Source organism: Novosphingobium sp. (assembly GCF_019748365.1).
Lineage (GTDB): Bacteria > Pseudomonadota > Alphaproteobacteria > Sphingomonadales > Sphingomonadaceae > Novosphingobium.
Genome location: NZ_JAIEPN010000027.1, coordinates 26,398 through 48,595, shown reverse-complemented (window position 1 = coordinate 48,595; position 22,198 = coordinate 26,398). Strand labels below are relative to the sequence as shown.

Here is a 22,198-nt window from a genome sequence, read left to right as displayed (position 1 = left end):
CTTGCCCAGTGGGAGCGCCGCGCCTACCCTTCCGCGCATGACCGAAGATACCCGCCCCTGGCCGCAGGATGGCCGCGAACGCCTGATCTACCCTTCCCCCGTCGGCTGGAAGGGCACCGATTTCATCGACAATGAGGCCGAGCTGCTGAAGCGCCTGAACCCGAAGACGGTGTTCATGATGGGCGACAACCCGGCCCTGCCGCGCATGCCCGAACGCCCGCGCCTGATGGATTTCTTCCGCTGCCGCTTCGGCGATATCACCGTGCGGCACTTGCTCGTCAGCGCCAAGCGCGCGCTTGATGATGGGCTGCCGGAAAAGGTCGTGATGGCCTGTCTGCTCCACGACATTTCCAACGGCTGCCTGATCCGCTGCGACCACGGCTACTGGAGCGCACAACTGGTCGAGCCCTATGTCGATCCCGAAGTCGCCTTCGCGGTGAAGTACCACCAGGCGCTGCGCTATGTGCCGGACGAAAGCGTCGGCTATGCCTACCCCGAAAGCTACCACGCCTTCTTCGGCCCGGACTATCAGGTGCCGGACTACCTGCTGCGCGACGCCGAGTATGCGAAGAACCACAAGTGGTACATGACCGCGCGGCAGATGACGCTCTACGACACCTACTTCTTCGACGATTTCCCGGTGGTGCAGCCAGAGGAACTGGAAGACGTGATCGGGCGCAACTTCAGGGAACCGGAGGAAGGGCTGGGCTTTGACGGCTCACCCACGGCGCATATGTGGCGCACGATGATCTGGCCGAATAATTTCTTGTGAGGGTTGGGCATGGGAGGGCTACGGCTAAAAGATACGCTTCGGGATACGACCCTGCGCTCGCTTGTTACCCCAATCTCGTCATTGCTTGCCGCATCCGCTGGCGCCTTCTTTGGCAAGTGGGCGTGGAGTACGCTTGATCCAGTTGGCGTGATTGCCGTCGAAGGGCCAGTCTATTCTTTCCCGATCAATGCTTGGATTATAGATGCTTTCGCGGTCCTTCCCTTTTATATTCCATGGATCTTTGGAGTCACGTTTGTCGACCAAAGGTTGCGCAGCGGGTGCGCCGTCACAGTGCGATTTGCTGTGACCATTGGCTTTGTGATTGCGGCAGTTGGTCAATTGCGACCATTCGACTTTATAGGACACTTGGACGGCTACCCCGCGTATTTCGCAACGATGCTACTTACGAGTTCAGGTCTCATTTCGGCATCGTGTTTGCGCCTGAACCAGCGCCAGATTTGAACCTCAATACCCGTCGTCGCCCCGTGCTTGACACGGGGCTTGGCTGCCTTTTGGCGCTACCCTCGCCGTAATGGCGGTTCGCCGTGATGCAGGCCCAGCCGCCCTTCTTCATCAGGCCTTCCTGCCAAACCGAAGGTCGCAAAGAAAGCCAAGCCCCGTGTCAAGCACGGGGCGACGAGGGAAGAGGGCTTGGGCGGTGTTAGGCCACCCCCGCCTCAACCTTCCCGGCATGCCCGGCAAAGCCCTGCATCCCCAGCCACCATTGCAGCGCGATCACGCCGCCCTTGGCGGGGCGCAGGATGGCGGCCATGAGCGCGGCGGCCATGGTCAGCGCGATCAGCATCATCGCCCATTCCGGCAGGCTTTCGATCTTGCCGAGGCCGATGATCACCGGCGCCATCAGGTGCCCGGTCAGCAGGATCGCGATATAGGGCGGGAAATCGTCCGCCGCGTGCAGCGTCCAGTTCTGCCCGCACATGCGGCAGCGCTCGACCGGCTTCAGTCCGCCAGCGAACAGATGCGTCCCCCCGCAGCGGGGGCACTTGCCCGCTGCGCCACGCAGGATGGCAGCACCTGCGCTATGCGGCAGCATCGCGGGGTCGAGCGGCAGGGCGGCATCGGGCATGGCGAAACCTCAAAGGTCGAAACGAACGTCGGCTTAAAAACTCTTGTCACCCTGAACTTGTTTCAGGGTCCATCTGTCCGCCTACACGGAGGCCGGTGCTCAAAAGCAACGACGCAGCGTGTCGCGCTTGCCGATTACTCCGCGCTTTACGGCGCGATGGACCCTGAAACAAGTTCAGGGTGACGATGGAACAGCGAAACGCGTCCTACTTCTTCGCGAACGGGTTGGTCGGGCTGCGCAAGGTCAGCCGGATCGGCACCGCGTCGAAACCCAGTTCGCGGCGGATGCCGTTCACCAGATAGCGGCGATAGCTTTCGGGAAGCTGATCAAGCCGCGTGCCGAACATCACGAAGCTGGGCGGGCGGATGCGCGCCTGCGTGATGTAGCGCAGCTTGATCCGCTTGCCGCCCGGTGCCGGTGGCGGATTGGCGGCGAGCGCATCATCGAACCAGCGGTTGAGCGCCGAGGTCGGCACGCGCTTCGACCAGGCCGCGCGAATATCGAAAGCGGCGGTCAGCATCTGGTCGAGCCCCTTGCCCGTCCGCGCCGAAACCGCGAGCAGCGGCACGCCGCGCACCTGAGCCAGGCCCTCGTCCAGCGCCGCGCGCACGCCATTGAACAGGGCGGAAGGATCCTCGGCTACGTCCCACTTGTTGATCGCGATCATCAGCGCGCGGCCTTCCTCGAGCACCATCGAGGCGATCTTGAGGTCCTGATGTTCGAGGCCCCGGGTGGCATCGAGCAGCAGCACGACGACTTCGGCAAAGTCGATCGCGCGGCGCGCATCGGCGACGGACATCTTTTCCAGCTTCTCGACGACCTGCGCCTTCTTGCGCATCCCCGCCGTGTCGATCAGCCGCACCGGGCGGTAGGCATCGCTCGCAGGATCGAACCACTGCCAGTCAATCGCGATCGAATCGCGCGTGATCCCGGCTTCGGGCCCCGTCAGCAGCCGGTTCTCGCCGAGCAGCTTGTTGATGAGCGTCGACTTGCCCGCATTGGGCCGCCCGACGATGGCGAGCTTGAGGACCGATTCGGGATCGAACTCCTCCTCGTCCTCCGCGCCTTCGGGCGGCGGAATGTCGTCATCATCGTCGCCATCCGTGCCTTCGATATGCGGGCGCAGCGCCTCGAACAGATCGGCGAGGCCCTGCCCGTGCTCGGCAGAGAACGCCACCGGCTCGCCAAAGCCGAGCGCGAAGGCATCGTAGAGCCCCGGATCGCCCGCGCGCCCTTCGGCCTTGTTGGCCATGAGCACGATGGGAATGCGGCTGGAGCGCAGATAACGCGCGATTTCCTCGTCGAGCGGGGTCACGCCGGCGCGCGCGTCGATCACGAACAATGCGACATCCGCGCCCACCAGCGAGGCTTCGGTCTGCTGGCGCATGCGGCCCGGCAAGGTCTCGGGATCGAGGTCTTCCCAGCCCGCGGTATCGACGATGGTAAACTTCAGGCCGAGCAGATCGGCATCGCCAAAGCGGCGGTCACGCGTCACGCCCGGCTGGTCGTCGACAAGCGCGAGCTTCTTGCCGACCAGCCGATTGAACAGCGTCGATTTGCCGACATTGGGCCGGCCGATGATGATAACCTGAGGCAGCATCGCCTTCCCGTGGCCTCATCGGACCCAGAACGCAAGTCGCGTCTGTTGCGGCATGTTCGTGCCGGTTCGGCAAAAGTCTGCACCCTAACCCGGCATTAACCAGCCTCAACAGACCGGCCTTAACCAACGGTCGGCAATGTCGCGACATGAGCAGTAGCCCTATAGCTTTGGCGATCCTGTCCGTCCTTGCGGCTTTTCCGGCTGTAGGCAATGCACGGCCAGTAGCACCGGATCCGACGGCGAACTTTGATGACCGCGATAATCCGGGTGTCCGCGACTTCGCCCTCCCCTACATCCAGTGCGTCCCATATGCGCGCAAGGTTTCCGGCATTCAGCTCTATGGCGATGCACATACCTGGTGGGGTCAGGCGGCTGGCCGCTATGCGCGGGGAAACCGACCCAAGGTCGGTGCTGTCATGGCCTTCCGGCCCCATGGCGCGATGCAGCTGGGCCATGTCGCCGCTGTCAGCCGGATCATCGATTCGCGCACGGTGCTGCTGCGCCACGCCAACTGGTCCCCCATCGAGGGGCGGCGCGGCCAGCTGGAAGACAATGTCCGCGCCGTCGATGTCTCGCCTGAAAACGACTGGAGCGAGGTTCGCGTGTGGTATGCGCCGCTCGGCGGACTCGGCACCACGCACTGGCCGGTCGAGGGCTTCATCTACAACGGGAAGCCGCCAAAGAACCCCGGGCCGAATGAACGGCTGACCGTGCTGGCTTCGGCTGAGGCACCGAAAGCGACCTACACTTCGCGCATCGGCCCCGATTTCCTCAAGGGCATCGTGCCCGAAACGAGTCGCAGCCCTGCGCGCCGTCCGCTGGCTGCGCGTGAGATCGTCAAGGCTTCGGTCAAGCCACGCGAAGAGGAGCGCGCTGTCGCGGTCTCCCCCAATCTCGCGCGCGATCCCATCGGCCGCATCATCGCTGCCCGCGTGCGCTGACCTCACATCGTCTTGATGATCGCCGAGAAATCGAGCCCGCCATTTCCGGCCGCATCGAACGCCGCGTAAAGTTCCGCCGCGCGCGAACCCATCGGCACGTCGGCCCCGGCGCTCTTGGCCGCTTCCATCGCGAGCTTGAGGTCCTTCAGCATCAGCGCGGTGGCAAAGCCGCCCTGATAGCCGTTGTCCGCCGGCGTCGTCGGGCCGACGCCGGGCACGGGACAATAGCTTGTCATCGACCAGCACTGGCCCGAGGCCTTTGACGAGATGTCGAAGAAGGTCTGCAAATCGAGACCCAGCTTCTCGGCCATGGCGAAAGTCTCGCAAGTCGCGATCATCGAGGCGCCGAGCAGCATGTTGTTGCAGATCTTGGCTGCCTGCCCCGCGCCGCTGTCGCCTGCGTGGATCACTGCCTTGCCCATCGCGGCAAGGATCGGCTCGCCGCGCGCGAAGGCATCGGCGCTGCCGCCGACCATGAAGGTGAGCGTGCCGCCATTGGCCGCCGCGATCCCGCCCGAAACCGGGGCATCGACCATGGCATAGCCCGCGTCTGCCGCCTGCGCGGCAACCTCGCGCGCGGTGGCAACATCGATGGTCGAGCAATCGAGCAGAAGCGCCGAAGTCGGTGCATGGCCGATCACGTCGGCGGTATAGACTGCCTTCACGATGGCACCGTTGGGCAGCATCGAAACAACCGCCTCCGCGCCCTGCACCGCTTCCTGCACAGAAGTGTAGGTGGTGCAGCCGTTTTCCTTCGCGCGCGCCAGCGCCGCTTCGGCCAGATCGAAGGCGTGCACGTCATGCCCCGCCTTGACGAGATTCGCGGCCATGCCGCCGCCCATGTTGCCGAGGCCGATGAATGCTATTTTCATTTCACTCTCCGGAAGTTGTTTCTAGCGCGATCCATCGACGAACTGCGCTGGTCACCAGAATGACAAGGGCGATGATCAGGAGAATGTGCGAGATCCAAGTGAAGAAAAACAAGGTCCCGACGCCGCCGTCATCGTACTGCAAATTTGCCCAGTAGCCGTATGCCCATATCAGCAGATGCAGCAGGACGCAGGCTGCGGCGAACCGCAGCGCACGGCGCGAAACCACATTGCGCAGGGCAGACAACTACCGCCCCTTCCACACGCCGGGGCGCTTCTCGATGAAGGCGGCCATGCCTTCGGCCTTGTCCTCGGTCGCGGTCAGCACCTGGAACAGGCGGCGCTCGAACAGCACGCCCTGATCCAGCGTGGTCTCGAAGGCGGCATTGACCATTTCCTTGTTGGCGATCACTGCGACCGGCGCCATCCCGGCGATCACTTCGGCAGCGGCCATCGCCTCGTCAATGAGCGAGGCGAGCGGAACGACGCGGCTGACGAGGCCCGAGCGCTCGGCTTCCACCGCATCCATCATCCGGCTGGTGAGGCACATGTCCATCGCCTTGGCCTTGCCCACCGCGCGGGTCAGGCGCTGCGAACCGCCCATGCCCGGCGCGACGCCGAGCTTGATTTCGGGCTGGCCGAACTTGGCGTTTTCTGAGGCGATGATGAAGTCTGCCATCATCGCCAGTTCGCAGCCGCCGCCGAGCGCAAAGCCATTGACTGCCGCGATCCACGGCTTGCGGGTGGCCTTCACGATATGGCTGGTCCAGCGCGAGAAGAAGTCGCCGGTGTAGAAATCGGTCGCGGCCTTGTCGGCCATTTCCTTGATGTCCGCGCCCGCAGCAAAGGCCTTCTCGCCCGAGCCGGTGAGCACCGCGCAGCGCTGCGAGGGATCGGCTTCATAGGCACCGAACGCCACGATCAGTTCCTCAAGCACCTGCGAATTGAGCGCGTTCAAGGACTTGGGGCGGTTGAGCGTGATCAGCGTGACGGCGCCGCGCTGTTCAACAAGGATCGTCTCGTAGGTCATAGGGGGCTCCATTCCTCGTTTGCAGGCAGGGGCGCGAAGATCGCGTCCAGCATTGCGTCGGTCACGCCTTCGGGTGTGGCCGGGTTCCACTTGGGGGCATTGTCCTTGTCCACGATCACCGCGCGCACGCCCTCGGCGAAGTCGGGGCGCAGCAGGACGCGGCTGCAGATGCGGTATTCCATCACCATGTTGGCGGCGAAATCGGGCAGGGTAAGGCTGGTCGCGAGCTGGCGCAGCGCAACCTTGCAGGTCTGCGGGCTCTTGGTGTGGAGCGTTGCGAGCGTCACGGCCGCAAATTCACTGCCATCGGCTTCGAGCGCGGCGAGGATATCCTCGTAGCGATCGGATGCGAAGAGCCGTGCGATCGCCTCGGCCTGCGCCGCCACTTTCGGCTCGGGCGCGGCGACCGCAAGGCTGCTCAGGATCGCCGGAACATCGCCGGGGTTTGCGGCGATCTTCGCCTTCGCCTCGGTCAATGCAGCAGCGGGCAGGTAGTGCGTGGCGGAACCGGCCCAGAGGCATTCGGCTCCGTCCATCCGCGCGCCGGTGAGCGCAAGGTACTGGCCCAGCCGCCCCTTCATGCGCGAGAGGAACCAGCCGCCGCCCACGTCCGGAAACAGGCCGATGCCGGTCTCGGGCATGGCGAGCCGGGTGTTCTCGGTCGCAACGCGGTAGCGCGCCGGGTCCGCGATGCCGACGCCGCCGCCCATCGTGATCCCATCCATGAAGGCCACTATTGGCTTTTCATAGGTCATGATCAGGTGGTTGAGGCGGTACTCGTCGAAGAAGAACTTGCGGCCGGAGACGCCCTCGTCGGTCAGCGCCGAATTGCGCAGGAAGGCAATATCGCCGCCCGCGCAAAAGCCGCGCCCTTCGGAATGGTCGATGATCACCGCGCCGATTGCGGGATCATCACGCCACGCCAGCAGCGCGGCGGTCATGCCATCCACCATCGCGCGGTTGAGCGCGTGGATCGCCTTGGGCCGATTGAGCGACAGCACGCCCATCCCCCCTTCGGTGCGGACCAGAATATCGTCGGTCATTGCCTTGCCCTCTCCCAAACCTGAATTACTGGCGAAGCAGATCGCGCCCGACGATCATCTTCATCACCTCGTTGGTGCCTTCGAGGATGCGGTGGACGCGCAGGTCACGCCAGAAGCGCTCGATCGGATAGTCCTTGAGATAACCGTAGCCGCCGAAGATCTGCAGAGCGCGGTCGACCACGGAGGAGCCGGTATCGGTCGCCAGCTTCTTCGCCATCGCCGAAAAGCGCGTCTTGTCCGGCGCGTTCGAAGTCACCTTGGCCGCCGCCAGATAGAGCAGCGCGCGCGCTGCTTCGAGGTCGATCGCCATGTCGGCCAGTGCAAACTGCGTGTTCTGGAAATCGGCGATGGGCTGGCCGAACTGGCTGCGCTCCTTGGCATACCTGATCGCCTCATCCAGGCAGCGCTGCGCCCCGCCGAGCGAGCAGGCGCCGATGTTGAGCCGCCCGCCATCGAGCCCGGCCATGGCAAAGCGGAACCCATCGCCTTCCGCGCCGACACGGTTCGCCACTGGCACCTTCACGTTCTCGAGGATCACCTGCGCGGTGGGCGAGGAATTCCAGCCCAGCTTGCGCTCCGGCGCGCCGAAGCTGACGCCCGGCATGTCCTTTTCGATCACGAGGCACGAAATGCCCTTGGGCCCCGCCTCACCCGTGCGCACCATCGTCACGTAGATGTCGCTCACCCCGCCGCCCGAGATGAACTGCTTGGTGCCGTTCACCACATAGTGATCGCCATCCAGCTTCGCCGTCGTGCGCAAGGCCGCCGCGTCCGAGCCCGAGCCGGGTTCGGTAAGGCAGTAGCTGGCGATCTTGTCCATCGTGATGAGATCGGGGAGGAAACGCCCCTTGATCGCGTCGCCGCCGAAGCGGTCGATCATCCACGAGGCCATGTTGTGGATCGAAATGAACGCGCTCGTGCTGGGGCAGCCATAGGCCATGGCTTCCATGATCAGCGCCGCATCGAGCCGGCCCAGCCCGATGCCGCCGCTTTCCTCGCTCACGTAGATCGAGGCGAAGCCGAGTTCCGCCGCAGCCCGAATCGTCTCGCGCGGGAACGTGTGCTCCTCGTCCCACTGCGCGGCGAACGGCGTGATCGCATCGGCGGTGAAGCGGCGGGCCATCTCCTGGATCGCGAGCTGGTCGTCGGTGAGGGCAAACTGGTCGGTCATGCTCGGGCCTTGCATTGCAGGGAGGGTGGAATTGCGTGCGGTACACCAAGCCCTAGCCGAAGCGCGGGGCGTGGCAAGTGATGGACCTTGGGGCGAGCGCAGGCCATAACCGGGCGCGCATGGAAAGCCTCGACACCGCCAGCATCGATGCCGCGCTGCGCCTGATCGGCATAGGCCAGCTCTTGCTGGTGGCGCTGGTCGTCTGGCGCAGCGGTGCCGGGCCGGCGGTGCGCCAGGTCACGGTGGCGCTGCTGATCGGCGTGATCGGCTATCTCATCAATTCGGCGCCGCAGTTTCCGCAAACGCCCTCGCCCACGCGCTTCGCTGTGGTGCTGGCCAGCAATCTTGCGCCGTGGTTCCTGTGGCTCTTCGCCCATATCGTGTTTGACCGCGCGGTGGACCGGCGCATCGCCGGGGCCAGCCTCGCGCTGATCCTCGCGAGCGTGATGATCTACGTCCTGCGCCGCTGGTACGAGCCGCTGATCCCGCTCGCCGATGCGGTTGGCCATATCGTCGCCGCGCTGCTGGTGATCCATGCCATGGTGATCGCGGTGCGCGAACGCGACGACGACCTTGTCGAACAGCGCCGCCGCTTCCGCGTGGTCTTCGTGCTGGTGATCGCAGTGCTCTCGATCGGCGTGCTGGCGAGCGAGGCGTGGTTCGGCTTCGGCCACGAACCCGCCTGGATGCTGGTCAGCCAGTCGGTGGTGATCGCGCTCGCCATTCTCGGCATCGGTGTTGCCATGCTGGAGGCCGATCCCGCGCTGCTCGCCCCGCCGCGCGCGGGCCTTGCGCCGCCCGGCGCCGATGACTGGAGCCCGGCCGAACGCGTGCTCAAGGGCAAGCTCGATGCCGCGATGGCCGCCCGCGTCTGGCTGGAACCCGGGCTTACCATCACCGCGCTCGCCGCAAGGCTCGATGTGCCCGAGCACCGCCTGCGCGCGCTGATCAACCGCCGGCTTGGCCACCGCAACTTCTCGGCCTTCCTCAACGGGCACCGCATTGCCGAAGCGAAGGCCGTGCTTGCCGATCCGGCGCGCGTCGATCTGCCGGTCCTCACCATCGCGATGGACCTCGGCTACGGCTCGCTCGCGCCGTTCAACCGCGCCTTCCGCGAAAGCGTGGGGCAGACCCCCACCGAATTTCGTCGGCAGGCGTTTGCCGCTGATGAAAAACCCTGATCGATTCCGAAAAGGATCAGCATTTTCGGACCGCGCGGAGCCACCGTGCCGCCACCATGCCAAACCTCGGGCACCCCCTTCCCGGAGAGCCCCATGCCGATCACGCTGCTGTTCCTCGCCCACCGCATGCTCGATGGTATCTGGATCGAAAGCATCCGCTACTTCGCCGGCGCATCCGGCGTTGCGCTGCTGTGCTGGCTGCTCGCCAGCCGCATTGCCCACCGCCGCATCCAGACGCGCCGCGCGAGCACGGCGGACCGTCTGCGCGAGGTGCGCCAGTCGATGTGGTCGATGACGGTCTTCGCCTTTGTCGATCTGATCACGGTGGTGCTGATTGCGATTGGCGCCATCGCCTTCAATCAGGGTCCGCCGGTGCCCGTCACGATCCTGTGGCAGACCGCCGCACTCATCGTGATGCACGATGCCTATTTCTACTGGATGCACCGCTGGATGCACGGCAAGGCGATGTTCCGCCTGCTCCATTCGGTCCACCACCTCAGCCGCACGCCAACGAGCTGGGCCGCCTACAGCTTCGCCACCGGCGAGGCCGCGTTCGAGGCGCTGATCGTGCCGCTGATGGTCGCCGCGCTGACGATCTTCGCCCCGGCCGAGCCCTGGGCGGTGTTTATCTTCCTCGGCCACCAGATCGCGCGCAATGCCTTCGGCCACGCCGGGTTCGAACTCGCCTGGCCGGGCTTCACCCGCTCGCCATGGACGGGCTGGATGTCGACCACCACCCACCACGACCTGCATCACAGCGAAGGGCGCTACAACTTCGGGCTCTACTTCACCTGGTGGGACCGCTGGATGGGCACCGAGCATCCGCGCTACCACGAGCGGTTCGAGGCGGTGGTGAACCGCCGCCGCGAAACCGCTGCGGAAGGTGTGCCGGTGCATGGGACCGTCAGCCCGTAAGCCTTCGGATCAGGCCATCGTCGGGATGACGAACGCATTCCCGCTATCCGGCAGGCCATCGGGCCAGCGCTGCGTCACGGTCTTGACCTTGGTCCAGAACTTGACGCCCTCGACGCCGTGCTGGTTGGTATCGCCAAAGGCAGAGCGCTTCCAGCCGCCGAAGGTGTGGTAGGCCACCGGCACCGGGATCGGCACGTTGATGCCCACCATGCCGACATTGACTCGGGCCGCAAATTCGCGCGCCGCGTTGCCGCTGCGGGTGAACAGCGCCACGCCGTTGCCGTACTGATGCTTCGAGGGGAGCGCGAGCGCTTCCTCGAAATCCTTGGCGCGCACGATCTGCAGCACGGGGCCGAAGATCTCGTTCTTGTAGCTCTCCATCTCCGCCGTGACGTGGTCGATCAGCGTCGGGCCGACGAAGAAGCCGTTCTCGTGGCCCTGCAGCGAGAAGCCGCGGCCATCGATCACGATCTCGCCGCCTTCTTCCTCACACGTGGTGATCCAGCGTTCGATGTTCGCCTTGTGCGCGGCGGTCACGACCGGACCATAGTGGCAATCGGTATCGGTCGAGATGCCGACGCGCAGCTTCTCGATCGCGGGGATCAGCTTGGCCTTGAGGCGCTCGGCGGTCTCATCGCCCACCGGTACGACCACCGGCAGCGCCATGCAGCGCTCGCCCGCCGAACCGAACGCGGCGCCGGCGAGATCGTTGACGACCTGATCGAGATCGGCGTCGGGCAGCACGATGCCGTGGTTCTTGGCCCCGCCCATCGCCTGCACGCGCTTGCCCGCAGCAACGCCGCGGTTGTAGACATAATGCGCGATATCCGACGAGCCGACGAAGCTCACCGCGCCGATCGCCGGGTGATCGAGGATCGCGTCGACCATTTCCTTGTCGCCATGGACGACCTGGCAGATGCCTTCGGGCAGGCCAGCCTCGAGGAACAGTTCGGCAAAGCGCACCGGCACCGAGGGATCACGCTCCGAAGGCTTGATGATGAAGGCATTGCCGGTGGCAATCGCCACGCCCGACATCCACAGCGGGATCATCGCAGGGAAATTGAACGGGGTGATGCCCGCGCCGATGCCGATCGGCTGGCGCATCGAATAGATGTCGATGCCGGGCCCGGCGCCTTGCGTGTATTCACCCTTCAGCACATGCGGGATGCCGCAGCAGAACTCGATCACTTCAAGCCCGCGCTGAATGTCGCCCTTCGAATCGGCGATGACCTTGCCGTGTTCGGATGAGAGCAGGTGTGCCAGCTCGTCGATGTTGGCCTCGACCAGACGCTTGAATTCGAACATCACGCGGGCGCGGCGCTGCGGATTGACCGCGGCCCATGCGGGCTGCGCCGCCGCTGCGGCCTGCACGGCGCGCTCCAGCGTCTCGGCCGTGCCCAGCGCCACTTCGGCCTGCACTGCGCCGGTGTTGGGATCGAACACCGGGCCCTTGCGCGCCGGCGCGCCGCCGGAGCCGCCGACAATGAAATGATCGATCTGGCGCATGGGTTTGCTTCCTTTCCTGACGAATTTGACGGGCTTCCTGCACCCCGGATGAATTGCAAGCAAGGTGAGAAAATGCGAGGGAGACCTGCAATGATGCAGCCCCCCGACTGGAGCGATTTCCAGACCTTCCTCGCCATTGCCCGCGCCGGGCAGCTTGCCCGCGCCGCACAGGCCATGGGTGTCGATGCCACCACGATGGGCCGCCGCCTGCGCCGCCTAGAAACGCGCATCGGGGCCAACTTGTTCGAACAGACGCGCGAGGGGCAGGTCCTCACTGAAGCGGGAGAGGCGATGCTGGTCGAGGTGGAAGCGATGGAACGCGCCGCCAGCCGCATCGCCGAACACGGCGGCGGCGGAGACAAGGGCTCCGTGGCGGGCCTCCTGCGGGTCAGCCTCTCCGAAGGGTTCGCCAGCTGGATCGTCGCCCCCGCGCTGGCGGGCTTCACCGCCGCGCATCCGCGCCTTGTCATCGATCTTGTCGCCAGCTCCGGCTTCCTCAGCCCCTCGAAGCGTGAGGCGGACCTCGCCGTCACCCTTTCACGCCCGCGCGCGGGGCCGGTCATTGCCGGCAAGCTCTCCGATTATCACCTGCGGCTCTATGCCGCGCCCGGCTATCTCGCCGGCCATGCGGCGCTGCGCCGCGCTGGCGATCTCGCCCGCGGCCACGCCCTAGTCGGCTATATCCCCGATCTGCTCTACGCGCCCGAACTGCGCTACCTCGCCGAGATCGAGCCCGGCCTTGCGGCCACGGTCCGCTCTTCCTCGATCAATGCGCAGTACCGCCTGATCGCCAGCGGCGCGGGCATCGGCGTGCTTCCGTGCTTCATTGGCGACGCGGATCCGAAGCTGGTGCCCGTCTTTCCCGAACGTCGAATCACGCGCTCATTCTGGCTCGTCATGCACAAGGACACGCATGCCCTTGCACGGGTGCAGGTCTTCAAGACCTGGCTTACGGCACTGGTGGAGCGGGAAAGAAGCCGCCTGCTACCCCACTAGATCCTCCCCATTGTCCCCTGACCTTGTCGAAGGGTCAAATGGGGGGATGGCAGCCCGCAGGGCTGACGGAGGGGTACGGCCTAAAGCTTCGCGACCGGCGCGTCCTCGCCAAGGTCCTCGTACCACGCCTCGACCGGGCCGGAGAGCTTGAGCGTCAGCGGGTTGCCCTTGCGGTCCATGGTCTTGCCCGCCTGCACGCGCACCCAACCTTCGGAGATGCAGTATTCCTCGACATTGCGGCGCACCGTGCCCTTGAAGCGGATGCCGATGCCCCGGCGCAGCTTCTCCGCATCGAAGAACGGGCTGCGCGGATTGATGGCGAGGTGATCGGGGGGCACGTCCGGTCCGGCAGTGGTTGCGGGAGCGGCGGATTCGGGCGCGGATGCTTCGTCGGTCATGGCCCCCGCAAATATCTTGATCGCCCCACTTGTCAATCAAGCCCCGCCATGGCAGAGGCGCGCCCCTGTCCGGCCGCCATGCCCACCGCATGAGTCCGCCGCGCGGGCGCGTAGCTCAGTGGTAGAGCACACCCTTCACACGGGTGGGGTCGCAGGTTCAATCCCTGCCGCGCCCACCACCGGCCAGGCCGGTGCCGCCTCACATCACGACTGGCAGTTCCCCCGGCCCCGGCGGGGCATCCGGCATCTCGACTTCGATCCGCCCCGCTTCCACCCGCACCGGGAATGTCCGCAGGTCCGGGTAGGCCGCGCCGAGGCATTTGCCGGTCAGTACGTCGAAGCGCGCGCCGTGGAGCGGGCACATCACCGCGCCGCGCCGGACGCGCCCCGGGGAGAGCAGCGCGGCCTGGTGCGTGCAGCGGTCGTTGACAGCGCGATAGGTGCCGTCATCCGTGCGCAGGACCAGAATGTGCCAGCCCGCCAGCCGCGCCGCGAGTTTGCCTTCGGCGGGGAATTCAGCCTCCGGAGCAAGGTCATGCCAAGTCGTGCTCATGCAGTTGCCGCCCACCATTCTTCCATCACCGGGGTGATCGCGCGCGCCACCAGTTCGATCACCGGGCTGCCAGGCTTCGCAAGATAGGCAATCGCGCCGTGGCCCTGATCGGCGGGCGCTCCGCCCAGCACCAGCTCCCAGCCATCCGCCAGCATCGCCGCTGCGCTGTTTGCCACCGAATCGACCCAGACGCCGAGGTGCGACGGCCCGAGCGCGCGCATCGCGTCATAAGCCGAACCCGGTTCGCTTTCGATCAGCTCCATCCGGAGCGGCCCCTGATGCGAGTAGACCACGCGCAGTTTCGCCTCCAGTTGCTCGCCTGCCGCGTTCCACACCGGCATCGGATCGAACGTGCGCACCGGGGTCCATGTGCAGCCCATCGTCGCGCCGAAATGGGCCATCGCCGCTTCCAGATCGTCAACGATCACGCCATGGTGAAAGATACCCGCCAAAATCTCCATTCGCATCACTCCCATGTCGTCAGCTGCAATTCAGCAAACATATGTTTTATAGATTGAAAATACGCCTCATTGACCGCCGAAAGCATCGCTTTACAAGCATACATGAATGTTTTTAAGGTGCAATCGGAACCCCGTTGTTCCGGGAGAGGTACGATGTCCGAAACCCTGACCGCGCAAGCCCATGCCGATGATCTGGCACGCATGACGTGGGAACGCGAGCGCAATGGTCCGCCCGCCGATTTTCCCGCGCTGCCCTCGATCCCCGGCGGCCGCTACGTCGATCCCGCTTTCCTCGAACTCGAGGAAAGGGGCATGTGGCAGCGCTCGTGGCTCTATGCGGGGCACGTCGACCAGCTCCCCGAGCCCGGCTCATGGTTCCTCTGCCGCAACACCGGCTCCCCCGTCATCGTCACCCGCACGCTTTCGGGCGACATCCGGGCGTACTACAACACGTGCCAGCACCGCGGCGCACCTCTCGTAAAGGAGGAGAGCGGCACCTCGCGCGGCTTCGTATGCGGCTATCACGGCTGGTCCTATACGCTCGAAGGCAAGCTCACCGCGGTGCGCGACCGGCGCGATTTTGCGGAAGGTTTCGACTTTTCCTGCCATTCGCTGAGCCAGGTGCGCTGTGAGCTCCTCGGCAGCCTCATCTTCCTCAACGCCGATCCCGATGCCGAGCCACTGATGCAGCACATCGGCCCGATGGCGGCGGAGCTCGAACAGCTCCAGCTCGAAAAGCTGCGCCTTGTCGACAGCCGCACTTACGAGACCGACTGCAACGTCAAGGTGCTGCTCGACGCGTTCCTCGAAGTCTATCACCTCAAGTCGATCCACGAGAACACGGTGGACCGCTTCCTCGATCACCGCGCGATGATCGTCACGCTCTGGCCCAACGGCCACAGCCGCATGGCGACGCCCAACCGGCGCGAAGGCTGGATCGATCCCGGCACTGTCGGCATGCCCGAAATCCCGACGATCTCGGAGTTCGTGGCGAAGAACAACGTCTCCTACTCGATCTACCCCAACTTCGTGATGCCGCCCGCGCCTACCGGCATTCCGCTGCTGCAGTTCTGGCCGATGGGGCCGAAGCGCACCCGGGTCGTCTCGACCTGGCTCGCCCCCGATCACGATGCTGCCAATCCGCACCCGCTGTGGGAAATGCGCATCAAGAACTGGGAGCGCATCCTCTACGAGGACCTGCAGTTTGCCCCGCAGATTCAGGAATCGGTCGAAGGCCCGGGCTTCAAGGGCATGTCGCTCAACTATCAGGAACGCCGCATCTACAACTGGCACGAGGAACTCGACCGCCGCATCGGCGTGGAGAACGTGCCCGAGCACTTGCGCGTGACACCCGTGCTCGCGCCGTTCATCGTCCGCGAATGACCGATACGCTCTCGCCGCTGGGCACGCCGTGGCGGACGTTCGAAGACCTTGCAGTGGGTGAGACGCGGCTCTCGCCCCTGCGCACCCTGACCGAGGCCGAGATCGTCGATTTCGCCCGCGCGCATGATCCGCAGTGGTTCCACACCGATCCCGAAGCCGCGCGCGCCTCGGTGTTCGGTCAGGTCGTCGCGAGCGGCATCCATGTGCTGGCGATCTGGCGGCAGATGGATCATGCGATCAACGGCGATATCGATTTCGTCTGCGGTGTGGGCTGGGACCGCTTGCGCCTGAAGCGTGCCGTCCGCGCCGGCGATACGCTGCGCGTCTCGAGCGAAATCCTCAGCCTGGAGCCCTCGCGCAGCGCCAAGCCGCGCGGCACGGCCGTCACGCGCTATGTGGTGATGCTGGAGGATGGCACCGAGTGCGTCACCTTCGAGAGCACCAACCTCGTCTACACGCGCGCAGGCCGCGACAGATCGGCCACCAGCGCTTCCGCCGAGGCATAAGCCGCGCCCATCGCCGCCTCGACCACGTCGGGCGGGCCATAAGTCGGTCGCAAGTGCACGACATGCACATCGGTGATCCCGATGAAGCCGAGCCAAGCCTGCATGAAGCGCACCTGATGATCTAGCTCCGCGCCGGGCTGACCGGGCCGTATATCGAGCGCGCCCGAGGCGACAAGGATCGCCCGCTTGCCCGCACCCAGCCCTTCGACGCCGGTTTCCGAAACGCGGAAGGCCATGCCCGGCTGCGTGATCGTGTCGATATACTGCTTCAATTGCCACGGAATGCCGAAGTTCCACATCGGCACGCTGAACACATGCGTGTCGAACGAGAGGAAGTGCGCCACCGCGTCGCCGATCTGCGCCCATGCGGCGCGCACCTCGTCCGCGACCTCGCGCCCCTCGATCAGCGCATAGCGCCCCTCGATCACTGGGCCGGTCAGCGCGGGGAGGTCTGCACTGCAGGTGTTCAGCGTCTCGACTGTGGTACCGGGGCTCGCCGCCGTCAGTCCCGCGATCAGCCGCTCGGCCACCTTCACCGAACGCGAGCGCTCCCCGCGCGGACTGCCGATCACATGGAGGATACGCTGCGTCACAAATCCCCCGCCTGCTTGCCGCCCGGCCCGTAGATGTAGTCGTCGAGCACCTTGTGGAAATGGCGGATGCGCAGCTCCTGCTCGCCGATCCACAGCCCGGGGAAGCTCTCGCTCTTCATCCCTGCCTGCACCGTCGGCAGGTTGTAGGCATCCTGATCGAGCACTTGCCCGATGCTGCGCTCGCCATGCTTGAAGCGCCGATGCTTCACCCGCTCGGGCCAGGGCTCGCCCTCCGGCACAAGTTCGAACACCCAGACGTCGTAGAGCATCTTGTTCGGATCGCTGGCGTGCGGGCGCTGGCGGAACATCATGATGTCATCCGCATGCACGTTGAGCGCGACGTTCGGGAAGATCATGTAGTGGTAGTCGTCGGTCAGCTGATCATCGTTCAGCGCCGAATAGTCCTTGCCCTGCGCCTTGCCGTGCTGGCGCTTGAACAGCTGCACATCGCGGCGGATATCGCTCACCCGCCCCTCGTACTCCGCCGGGTCCATGCCGGCATGGCGCATGATCTCCTCGATCGCCGGCGGGATCGCGCTCGGCATGGCGACGCGCGGGGAGATCGCGGCGAACGGGATCAGATAGCGGTTGTGCCGCTCGTAGCAATCGATCTGCACGTTCACGTCGTCGAGATACCACTGCAGCTGCGGGTGGATGCCCTGCACATGGTAGGTCTCGTTGAAGGCATCGACCGAGGCCTTCCAGTTGCAGTCCCACTCCACCGTCACGTCGCGTTTCCACGCCATGCGCTCGGGGTGATAGGGCTCGAGGTGGTCCTTGAGCGGGGCGATGTAATCGTCGAACGGTTCGACATCCGGGTTCAGCGAGAACCACACGAAGCTGTTCCACTCCGTCACCGGCAGGCTCGGCAAGGTCATGCCCGGAGGCCCCCCTTGCGGGAAGGTGCAAAGATCCGGCAGCCGCTCGATCTTGCCGTCGAGCCCGTAGGTCCAGTGGTGATACATGCAGCGGAACGCCTGCGCATTGCCGATGCCTTCCGGCCGCAGCCGGTTGCCGCGGTGGAGGCACACATTGGGGAAGCAGCGCAGCGAACCGTCGTGCTGCCGCACGATCAGCACGCTTTCCTTGCCGATCTCGGTGCAGATGTAGTCGCCGGGCTCCGGGATATCGTCGGCCCGCCCGCCGAGCAGCCAGACCTTGGTCCAGATCCGCTCCCATTCGAGCTTCATGAATGCTTCGGAGTAGTAGCGCTCCGCCGGGATCAGATCGTGCCCCAGCTCCGGATCGGGCGCCTTGTCCACCGGCGTGCGGCTGGTGTTGGTCTCCGGCGTCACGCGGATCACGTCGACGACGCGCTTCACGTCCATCTTCGACGTGTCCCAGGTCACCGGCTTTTGAGTGACTGGCTGATCCATCTCAGAAATGGGTCCGGTTGGTGAAGGCGCCATCGACCACGAGGTGCGAGCCGCTGCACCAGCTGGCCGCCTCGCTGGCGAGGAACACGATCGCGCGCGCCACTTCCTCCGGCCGCCCCAGCCGCCCCATTGGCTGCTGGCGCAGCTGCGACTGGTAGAACTTCTCCATCGTGCCCTTGATCATGTCCCAGTTGCCGCCCTCGAACTCGATCGGCCCGGGTGAGACAACGTTGACGCGAATGCCGTCCTTGCCGTGCGCGAGCGCGAGCTGCTTGCCATAGGTGATCAGCGAAGCCTTCATCGCGTTGTAGGCCTGCGGGCCGCCCATCGCTTCCAGCGCGCTGGTGGTGGCGACCAGCACGATCGAGCCATGCTTGCGCTGGGTCATCACCGGAATCACCGCCTCGACCGCGCGGACCGGGCCCATCACATCGGTCTCGAAAGCGTTGTGCCAGTATTTTTCGCTGCCCATGCCGCCTCCGGCCGAGCTCAGCGGCACCAGCACGTCGACACCTTCGAGCGCCTCGATCGCCCATTCGAGCCACGCCTTGTAATCATCTGCCTTCTTCACGTTGACGGGCCTCCCGACAACCTTGGTGCCATAGCGCGAGAGCGCCGCCACCGCGTCCTTCACGCTGTCCTCGCCGCGCGCGCTGATGGCGACGTCTGCGCCCTCGCGCGACAGGATCTCGGCCACCGCATAGCCGATGCCGCGCGCACCGCCGACGACGATCGCCTTCTTGCCCTGAAGTCCCAGATCCATGTCTTGTCCTTTCCTGCGGCGGGGCTACCTTCGCGCGCATGGCGCATGGCCCCAAATGCCCGCTCCTCTTCTCGCCGCGCACTCTATGGAGACGGGGCCCACCCGCCAAGAAAAAAACATGCTTGAATGCTTTTTTATGGTCCTTCATAGCGGACCAAATCGCCGCCGCAGCAAGGCAGGAAACGGGAGAATCATGAGGCACACGCGCCTGACTATCGCCGCCGGAGCGCGGGCATGAGCGGGCGCGGCAAGGGCCCTCTCGCGGGCGTGCGCGTGCTCGATCTCACCGCCGTGCTGATGGGCCCCTACGCCACCCAGATCTTCGCCGATCTGGGCGCAGACGTGATCAAGATCGAAGGCCCCTCGGGCGATACCACGCGCTTCATCCCCCCGGGGCCTGACTCGACGCGCGGCGCGATGTTCCTCAACGTCAACCGCGGCAAGCGCAGCCTTGCGCTCGATCTCAAGCAGCAGGCCGCCCGCGATGCCGTGCTGCGCCTTGCCAGGGATGCCGACGTCTTCATCCACTCGATGCGCGCGCAGGCCATCGCCCGGCTCGGGCTCGACTACGCCGCGCTGAAGGCCGCCAACCCGAAGATCATCTACGCCAATCTCTATGGCTATGGCCGCACCGGCCCCTACCGCGATTACCCGGCCTACGACGATATCGTGCAGGCCGCCTCGGGCATCGTCGATCTGCAGGCCAAGCTTTCGGGCGGCGAGCCGACCTACAGCGCCACCGTGATCGCCGACAAGGTCGCGGGCCTCACCGGCGCCTATGCCGTGATCGCCGCGCTCTATGCGCGCGAGAAGACGGGCGAGGGGCAGGAAATCGAAGTCCCGATGTTCGAGACGCTGGTCTCCTTCGCCGCGACCGAGCACATCTGCGGCTCGCTCTTCGATCCGCCGCTCGGGCCGCCGGTCTACCCCCGCGCCACCTCCCCCTCGCGCCGCCCCTACAAGACGGCGGACGGCCATGTCGGCGTGATGATCTACAACGACAAGCAGTGGCAGGCCTTCTTCCGCGAACTCGGCAATCCCGCATGGTCGGATGATCCCATGTTCGCCACGATGCGCAGCCGCAGCGAGAATATCTCGGCAGTGCTCGCCCATGTCGAGAAGGTCATGATCACGCGCACCACGGAAAGCTGGATGGACCTGTTCCGCCGCGCCGAAATCCCCGCAACCCCCATCGCCTCGCTGCAGGACCTGCTCCACGATCCGCACCTCGAGGAGACGGGCTTCTGGCACAGCGCCGAAACGGAGCTTGGCACCTTGCGCTATCCCGGCATCCCCACGAACTTCTCCGGCACCCCCGGTGCCATCGGCGATCCCGGCCCGGCGCTGGGCGCTGACAGCGCGGCGGTGCTGGCCGAAGCCGGCTACGGCGAGGACGAGATTGCAGGCCTCGTCGCCAGCGGCGCGGTGCTCAAGTGAGCGGCCCCGGCGCCGAATGGGATGCCGCCCTTGCCGAGGGCCGCTTCCTGATCCAGCAGCCCCTGGGCGGCGGAGCAGCCGTCTTCCCCCCGCGCGCTTTCGCGCCCGGCACCGGTGCGGAGCTTGAATGGGTTGAAGCCTCGGGCCTCGGCACGGTCTATTCCGCCACCTGGATCCAGCGCAAACCGCCCGAGCCGCCCTACAATGTCGTGCTCGTCGATCTTGCCGAAGGCGCGCGGATGATGGGCTGCGTCGAAGGCGTGACGCCCGAGACGCTGCACATCGGCATGGCCGTCAAGGCGCGGATCATCGCAGGGGAAACCCCCATCATTGTCTTCGATCCGGTGGAGCAGGCCGATGGGTGACACCTTCCCGCGCGGCCGCGTTGCGGTTGCTGGTGCTGCCACGTTCGGCGTCGGCGAAATGCCCGGCCATTCGACCATCGAGATGGCAGGCAAGGCGGTGCAGCTTGCGCTCGCCGATGCCGCGATCAATCTGGCGGAAGTCGATGGCCTGTTCATCGCCTTGCCCGACGATCTCTTCGCCGGCCTCAGCCTCGCGCAATATCTCGGCCTGCACCCGCGCTTCACCGACAACAACCGCGCCGGCGGGGCCTCGTTCATGAGCCACCTCGTCACCGCCTGCATGATGCTCGATGCCGGGTATCTCGATTGCGCCGTGATTGCATATGGCGCCAACCAGCGCTCCAGCGGCGGCAAGCTCTCCACCCCCGCGCGGCCCGACCGTTGGGACGCGCCCTACCATCCGATGTACCCGCTCTCGTTCTACGCGCTCGCCGCCGCGCGCCACATGCACCAGTACGGCACCACGCGCGAGGAACTGGCGAGCGTCGCGGTTGCCGCGCGGCTCTGGGCAAACACCAACCCTGAAGCCTTTGCCAAGGGCCCGCTGACCATCGAGGACGTGATCGCCTCGCGCCTGATCAGCAGCCCGATCCGCGCGCGCGATTGCTGCCTCGTGACGGACGGCGCCGCCGCCATGGTGCTCACCCGCACGCCCCGCGCGAAAGATGGCCCGCAGCCTCTCGTCCCGATCCTCGGTGCCGCCGCTGCCACGTGGTACAACTCGGTCACGCAGGCGGACGACATCACCGTCACCGCCGCTGCCGAATCCGGCCCGCGCGCGATGGCGATGGCCGGCCTCACGCCCGGCCAGATCGACACCGTGCAGCTCTACGACGCCTTCACCATCAACACGATCCTGTTCCTCGAAGACCTCGGCTTCTGCGCCAAGGGCGAAGGCGGTCAGTTCGTCGCGAGCGGGGCGATTTCGCCGTGCGGCTCGCTGCCGGTCAACACCAACGGCGGCGGCCTCTCGTGCTGCCACCCGGGCATGTACGGCATGTTCGCGATGGTCGAAGCCGTGCGCCAGATGCGCGGGACGGCGGCGAACCAGATCGCGGGCGCTCAGACCGCGCTGGCACACGGCAACGGCGGCACGCTATCGGCGCAGGCGACGGTGATCTTCGGGAATGCCGAGACGGTTTGAGGCCCGCTTCATTGCGGGCGTACCAAGGAAGTCCGGAGCGTCGCGCTAAACGCTCTGGATTCCCGCCTTCGCGGGAATGACGAAGTTTAGGCGTCGAGTGTGGAGTAC

Annotated in this window: 25 protein-coding genes and 1 tRNA gene; 11 read left to right on the top strand and 15 right to left on the bottom strand. The window is 65.6% G+C overall.

The window, feature by feature from the left end:
* Positions 1-37 precede the first annotated feature (37 nt).
* Positions 38-772 (top strand): hypothetical protein, encoded by a 735-nt coding sequence (locus K5Q19_RS04290; RefSeq protein WP_292941550.1) that lies wholly within the window; start codon positions 38-40, stop codon positions 770-772.
* A gap of 78 nt (positions 773-850) precedes the next feature.
* Here the strand turns inward: K5Q19_RS04290 and K5Q19_RS04285 are convergent, their stop codons facing one another.
* The 3 genes from K5Q19_RS04285 to der all read right to left on the bottom strand — a co-directional run bounded on the left by K5Q19_RS04285 (position 851) and on the right by der (position 3,459).
* Positions 851-1,138, bottom strand: a complete 288-nt coding sequence (locus K5Q19_RS04285) for a hypothetical protein (RefSeq protein WP_292941548.1) — start codon at positions 1,136-1,138, stop codon at positions 851-853.
* Between the two features lie 295 nt (positions 1,139-1,433).
* Positions 1,434-1,859 carry a DUF983 domain-containing protein gene (locus K5Q19_RS04280; protein WP_292941546.1) on the bottom strand — a complete coding sequence of 142 codons (426 nt, stop codon included), beginning with the start codon at positions 1,857-1,859 and terminating at the stop codon, positions 1,434-1,436.
* A gap of 205 nt (positions 1,860-2,064) precedes the next feature.
* Complete coding sequence (gene der / locus K5Q19_RS04275; protein WP_292941544.1) at positions 2,065-3,459, bottom strand: ribosome biogenesis GTPase Der; 1,395 nt, start codon at positions 3,457-3,459, stop codon at positions 2,065-2,067.
* Positions 3,460-3,605: 146 nt separating this feature from the next.
* Between der and K5Q19_RS04270 the strand changes: the two genes are divergently transcribed.
* Positions 3,606-4,400, top strand: a complete 795-nt coding sequence (locus K5Q19_RS04270) for a CHAP domain-containing protein (RefSeq protein ID WP_292941542.1) — start codon at positions 3,606-3,608, stop codon at positions 4,398-4,400.
* Between the two features lie 2 nt (positions 4,401-4,402).
* Here the strand turns inward: K5Q19_RS04270 and mmsB are convergent, their stop codons facing one another.
* Genes mmsB through K5Q19_RS04245 form a run of 5 tightly spaced genes read right to left on the bottom strand, consistent with a single transcriptional unit; the run spans position 4,403 to position 8,513 of the window.
* Positions 4,403-5,272, bottom strand: coding sequence for a 3-hydroxyisobutyrate dehydrogenase (gene mmsB, locus K5Q19_RS04265; protein ID WP_292941540.1), 870 nt, complete (start codon positions 5,270-5,272; stop codon positions 4,403-4,405).
* Between the two features lies 1 nt (position 5,273).
* Complete coding sequence (locus K5Q19_RS04260) at positions 5,274-5,516, bottom strand: hypothetical protein (RefSeq protein WP_292941538.1); 243 nt, start codon at positions 5,514-5,516, stop codon at positions 5,274-5,276.
* Positions 5,517-6,299: an enoyl-CoA hydratase-related protein gene (locus tag K5Q19_RS04255; protein WP_292941536.1), complete on the bottom strand. Its 783-nt coding sequence runs from the start codon at positions 6,297-6,299 to the stop codon at positions 5,517-5,519.
* Positions 6,296-7,342, bottom strand: a complete 1,047-nt coding sequence (locus K5Q19_RS04250) for an enoyl-CoA hydratase/isomerase family protein (RefSeq protein ID WP_292941534.1) — start codon at positions 7,340-7,342, stop codon at positions 6,296-6,298. The genes K5Q19_RS04255 and K5Q19_RS04250 overlap by 4 nt, the downstream gene beginning before the upstream one ends.
* A gap of 25 nt (positions 7,343-7,367) precedes the next feature.
* On the bottom strand, positions 7,368-8,513 hold the full coding sequence (locus K5Q19_RS04245; RefSeq protein ID WP_292941532.1) for an acyl-CoA dehydrogenase family protein: 1,146 nt from the start codon (positions 8,511-8,513) through the stop codon (positions 7,368-7,370).
* 119 nt (positions 8,514-8,632) lie between these two features.
* On the opposite strand from K5Q19_RS04245, the gene K5Q19_RS04240 reads away from it, so the two are divergent.
* Together K5Q19_RS04240 and K5Q19_RS04235 are read left to right on the top strand one after the other, a co-directional pair.
* On the top strand, positions 8,633-9,694 hold the full coding sequence (locus tag K5Q19_RS04240; protein ID WP_292941530.1) for a helix-turn-helix domain-containing protein: 1,062 nt from the start codon (positions 8,633-8,635) through the stop codon (positions 9,692-9,694).
* Between the two features lie 93 nt (positions 9,695-9,787).
* A complete protein-coding gene (locus tag K5Q19_RS04235) occupies positions 9,788-10,609 on the top strand; it encodes a sterol desaturase family protein (RefSeq protein ID WP_292941528.1) in 822 nt (273 codons plus the stop codon).
* 9 nt (positions 10,610-10,618) lie between these two features.
* Here K5Q19_RS04235 and K5Q19_RS04230 read toward each other — a convergent pair whose 3' ends face one another.
* A complete protein-coding gene (locus tag K5Q19_RS04230; protein WP_292941526.1) occupies positions 10,619-12,115 on the bottom strand; it encodes a CoA-acylating methylmalonate-semialdehyde dehydrogenase in 1,497 nt (498 codons plus the stop codon).
* Positions 12,116-12,208: 93 nt separating this feature from the next.
* Between K5Q19_RS04230 and K5Q19_RS04225 the strand changes: the two genes are divergently transcribed.
* Entirely contained in the window at positions 12,209-13,111 is a 903-nt protein-coding gene (locus K5Q19_RS04225) for a LysR family transcriptional regulator (RefSeq protein ID WP_292941576.1), read from the top strand.
* Positions 13,112-13,191: 80 nt separating this feature from the next.
* On the opposite strand, the gene K5Q19_RS04220 is transcribed toward K5Q19_RS04225, so the two are convergent.
* Complete coding sequence (locus K5Q19_RS04220) at positions 13,192-13,509, bottom strand: DUF3297 family protein (RefSeq protein WP_292941524.1); 318 nt, start codon at positions 13,507-13,509, stop codon at positions 13,192-13,194.
* 104 nt (positions 13,510-13,613) lie between these two features.
* On the opposite strand from K5Q19_RS04220, the gene K5Q19_RS04215 reads away from it, so the two are divergent.
* A tRNA-Val gene (locus tag K5Q19_RS04215) sits at positions 13,614-13,688 on the top strand.
* A 20-nt stretch (positions 13,689-13,708) separates the two neighbouring features.
* Here the strand turns inward: K5Q19_RS04215 and K5Q19_RS04210 are convergent.
* Both K5Q19_RS04210 and K5Q19_RS04205 read right to left on the bottom strand, forming a co-directional pair.
* Entirely contained in the window at positions 13,709-14,062 is a 354-nt protein-coding gene (locus K5Q19_RS04210) for a Rieske (2Fe-2S) protein (protein WP_292941523.1), read from the bottom strand.
* The gene (locus K5Q19_RS04205; protein WP_292941521.1) at positions 14,059-14,523 is read right to left on the bottom strand and encodes a VOC family protein; all 465 of its coding nucleotides are present in this window, start codon (positions 14,521-14,523) and stop codon (positions 14,059-14,061) included. The genes K5Q19_RS04210 and K5Q19_RS04205 overlap by 4 nt, the downstream gene beginning before the upstream one ends.
* Positions 14,524-14,676: 153 nt before the next feature.
* Between K5Q19_RS04205 and K5Q19_RS04200 the strand changes: the two genes are divergently transcribed.
* Positions 14,677-15,906, top strand: a complete 1,230-nt coding sequence (locus K5Q19_RS04200) for an aromatic ring-hydroxylating dioxygenase subunit alpha (RefSeq protein ID WP_292941519.1) — start codon at positions 14,677-14,679, stop codon at positions 15,904-15,906.
* Positions 15,903-16,412: a MaoC/PaaZ C-terminal domain-containing protein gene (locus K5Q19_RS04195; RefSeq protein ID WP_292941517.1), complete on the top strand. Its 510-nt coding sequence runs from the start codon at positions 15,903-15,905 to the stop codon at positions 16,410-16,412. Before K5Q19_RS04200 ends, K5Q19_RS04195 begins: the two co-directional genes overlap by 4 nt.
* Here K5Q19_RS04195 and K5Q19_RS04190 read toward each other — a convergent pair.
* Genes K5Q19_RS04190 through K5Q19_RS04180 form a run of 3 tightly spaced genes read right to left on the bottom strand, consistent with a single transcriptional unit; the run spans position 16,358 to position 19,144 of the window.
* Complete coding sequence (locus tag K5Q19_RS04190) at positions 16,358-17,005, bottom strand: NAD(P)H-dependent oxidoreductase (protein WP_292941515.1); 648 nt, start codon at positions 17,003-17,005, stop codon at positions 16,358-16,360. The two genes, K5Q19_RS04195 and K5Q19_RS04190, sit on opposite strands and share 55 nt — an antisense overlap.
* The gene (locus K5Q19_RS04185) at positions 17,002-18,354 is read right to left on the bottom strand and encodes an aromatic ring-hydroxylating dioxygenase subunit alpha (RefSeq protein ID WP_292941513.1); all 1,353 of its coding nucleotides are present in this window, start codon (positions 18,352-18,354) and stop codon (positions 17,002-17,004) included. The genes K5Q19_RS04190 and K5Q19_RS04185 overlap by 4 nt, the downstream gene beginning before the upstream one ends.
* 28 nt (positions 18,355-18,382) lie before the next feature.
* Positions 18,383-19,144 carry an SDR family oxidoreductase gene (locus K5Q19_RS04180; protein ID WP_292941511.1) on the bottom strand — a complete coding sequence of 254 codons (762 nt, stop codon included), beginning with the start codon at positions 19,142-19,144 and terminating at the stop codon, positions 18,383-18,385.
* Between the two features lie 234 nt (positions 19,145-19,378).
* Here K5Q19_RS04180 and K5Q19_RS04175 point away from each other — a divergent pair, with 234 nt between their 5' ends.
* From K5Q19_RS04175 to K5Q19_RS04165, 3 genes are read left to right on the top strand one after another with little or no spacing between them, the layout of a single operon-like run.
* Positions 19,379-20,581 (top strand): CoA transferase, encoded by a 1,203-nt coding sequence (locus K5Q19_RS04175; RefSeq protein ID WP_292941509.1) that lies wholly within the window; start codon positions 19,379-19,381, stop codon positions 20,579-20,581.
* Positions 20,578-20,946 carry an OB-fold domain-containing protein gene (locus tag K5Q19_RS04170; RefSeq protein WP_292941507.1) on the top strand — a complete coding sequence of 123 codons (369 nt, stop codon included), beginning with the start codon at positions 20,578-20,580 and terminating at the stop codon, positions 20,944-20,946. Before K5Q19_RS04175 ends, K5Q19_RS04170 begins: the two co-directional genes overlap by 4 nt.
* Entirely contained in the window at positions 20,939-22,090 is a 1,152-nt protein-coding gene (locus K5Q19_RS04165) for an acetyl-CoA acetyltransferase (RefSeq protein ID WP_292941505.1), read from the top strand. Before K5Q19_RS04170 ends, K5Q19_RS04165 begins: the two co-directional genes overlap by 8 nt.
* Positions 22,091-22,198: the final 108 nt, after the last annotated feature.

Excerpts from the sequence above, each read along its gene's own strand:
- K5Q19_RS04225 (WP_292941576.1), top strand. The coding sequence starts at position 12,209 with ATGCAGCCCCCCGACTGGAGCGATTTCCAGACCTTCCTCGCCATTGCC.
- K5Q19_RS04200 (WP_292941519.1), top strand. The coding sequence starts at position 14,677 with ATGTCCGAAACCCTGACCGCGCAAGCCCATGCCGATGATCTGGCACGC.
- K5Q19_RS04235 (WP_292941528.1), top strand. The coding sequence starts at position 9,788 with ATGCCGATCACGCTGCTGTTCCTCGCCCACCGCATGCTCGATGGTATC.
- K5Q19_RS04245 (WP_292941532.1), bottom strand. The coding sequence starts at position 8,513 with ATGACCGACCAGTTTGCCCTCACCGACGACCAGCTCGCGATCCAGGAG.
- K5Q19_RS04255 (WP_292941536.1), bottom strand. The coding sequence starts at position 6,299 with ATGACCTACGAGACGATCCTTGTTGAACAGCGCGGCGCCGTCACGCTG.
- K5Q19_RS04270 (WP_292941542.1), top strand. The coding sequence starts at position 3,606 with ATGAGCAGTAGCCCTATAGCTTTGGCGATCCTGTCCGTCCTTGCGGCT.
- K5Q19_RS04240 (WP_292941530.1), top strand. The coding sequence starts at position 8,633 with ATGGAAAGCCTCGACACCGCCAGCATCGATGCCGCGCTGCGCCTGATC.
- K5Q19_RS04280 (WP_292941546.1), bottom strand. The coding sequence starts at position 1,859 with ATGCCCGATGCCGCCCTGCCGCTCGACCCCGCGATGCTGCCGCATAGC.
- K5Q19_RS04210 (WP_292941523.1), bottom strand. The coding sequence starts at position 14,062 with ATGAGCACGACTTGGCATGACCTTGCTCCGGAGGCTGAATTCCCCGCC.
- K5Q19_RS04250 (WP_292941534.1), bottom strand. The coding sequence starts at position 7,342 with ATGACCGACGATATTCTGGTCCGCACCGAAGGGGGGATGGGCGTGCTG.
- mmsB (WP_292941540.1), bottom strand. The coding sequence starts at position 5,272 with ATGAAAATAGCATTCATCGGCCTCGGCAACATGGGCGGCGGCATGGCC.
- K5Q19_RS04175 (WP_292941509.1), top strand. The coding sequence starts at position 19,379 with ATGAGCGGGCGCGGCAAGGGCCCTCTCGCGGGCGTGCGCGTGCTCGAT.
- der (WP_292941544.1), bottom strand. The coding sequence starts at position 3,459 with ATGCTGCCTCAGGTTATCATCATCGGCCGGCCCAATGTCGGCAAATCG.
- K5Q19_RS04220 (WP_292941524.1), bottom strand. The coding sequence starts at position 13,509 with ATGACCGACGAAGCATCCGCGCCCGAATCCGCCGCTCCCGCAACCACT.
- K5Q19_RS04195 (WP_292941517.1), top strand. The coding sequence starts at position 15,903 with ATGACCGATACGCTCTCGCCGCTGGGCACGCCGTGGCGGACGTTCGAA.
- K5Q19_RS04180 (WP_292941511.1), bottom strand. The coding sequence starts at position 19,144 with ATGGATCTGGGACTTCAGGGCAAGAAGGCGATCGTCGTCGGCGGTGCG.
- K5Q19_RS04165 (WP_292941505.1), top strand. The coding sequence starts at position 20,939 with ATGGGTGACACCTTCCCGCGCGGCCGCGTTGCGGTTGCTGGTGCTGCC.
- K5Q19_RS04230 (WP_292941526.1), bottom strand. The coding sequence starts at position 12,115 with ATGCGCCAGATCGATCATTTCATTGTCGGCGGCTCCGGCGGCGCGCCG.
- K5Q19_RS04290 (WP_292941550.1), top strand. The coding sequence starts at position 38 with ATGACCGAAGATACCCGCCCCTGGCCGCAGGATGGCCGCGAACGCCTG.
- K5Q19_RS04205 (WP_292941521.1), bottom strand. The coding sequence starts at position 14,523 with ATGGAGATTTTGGCGGGTATCTTTCACCATGGCGTGATCGTTGACGAT.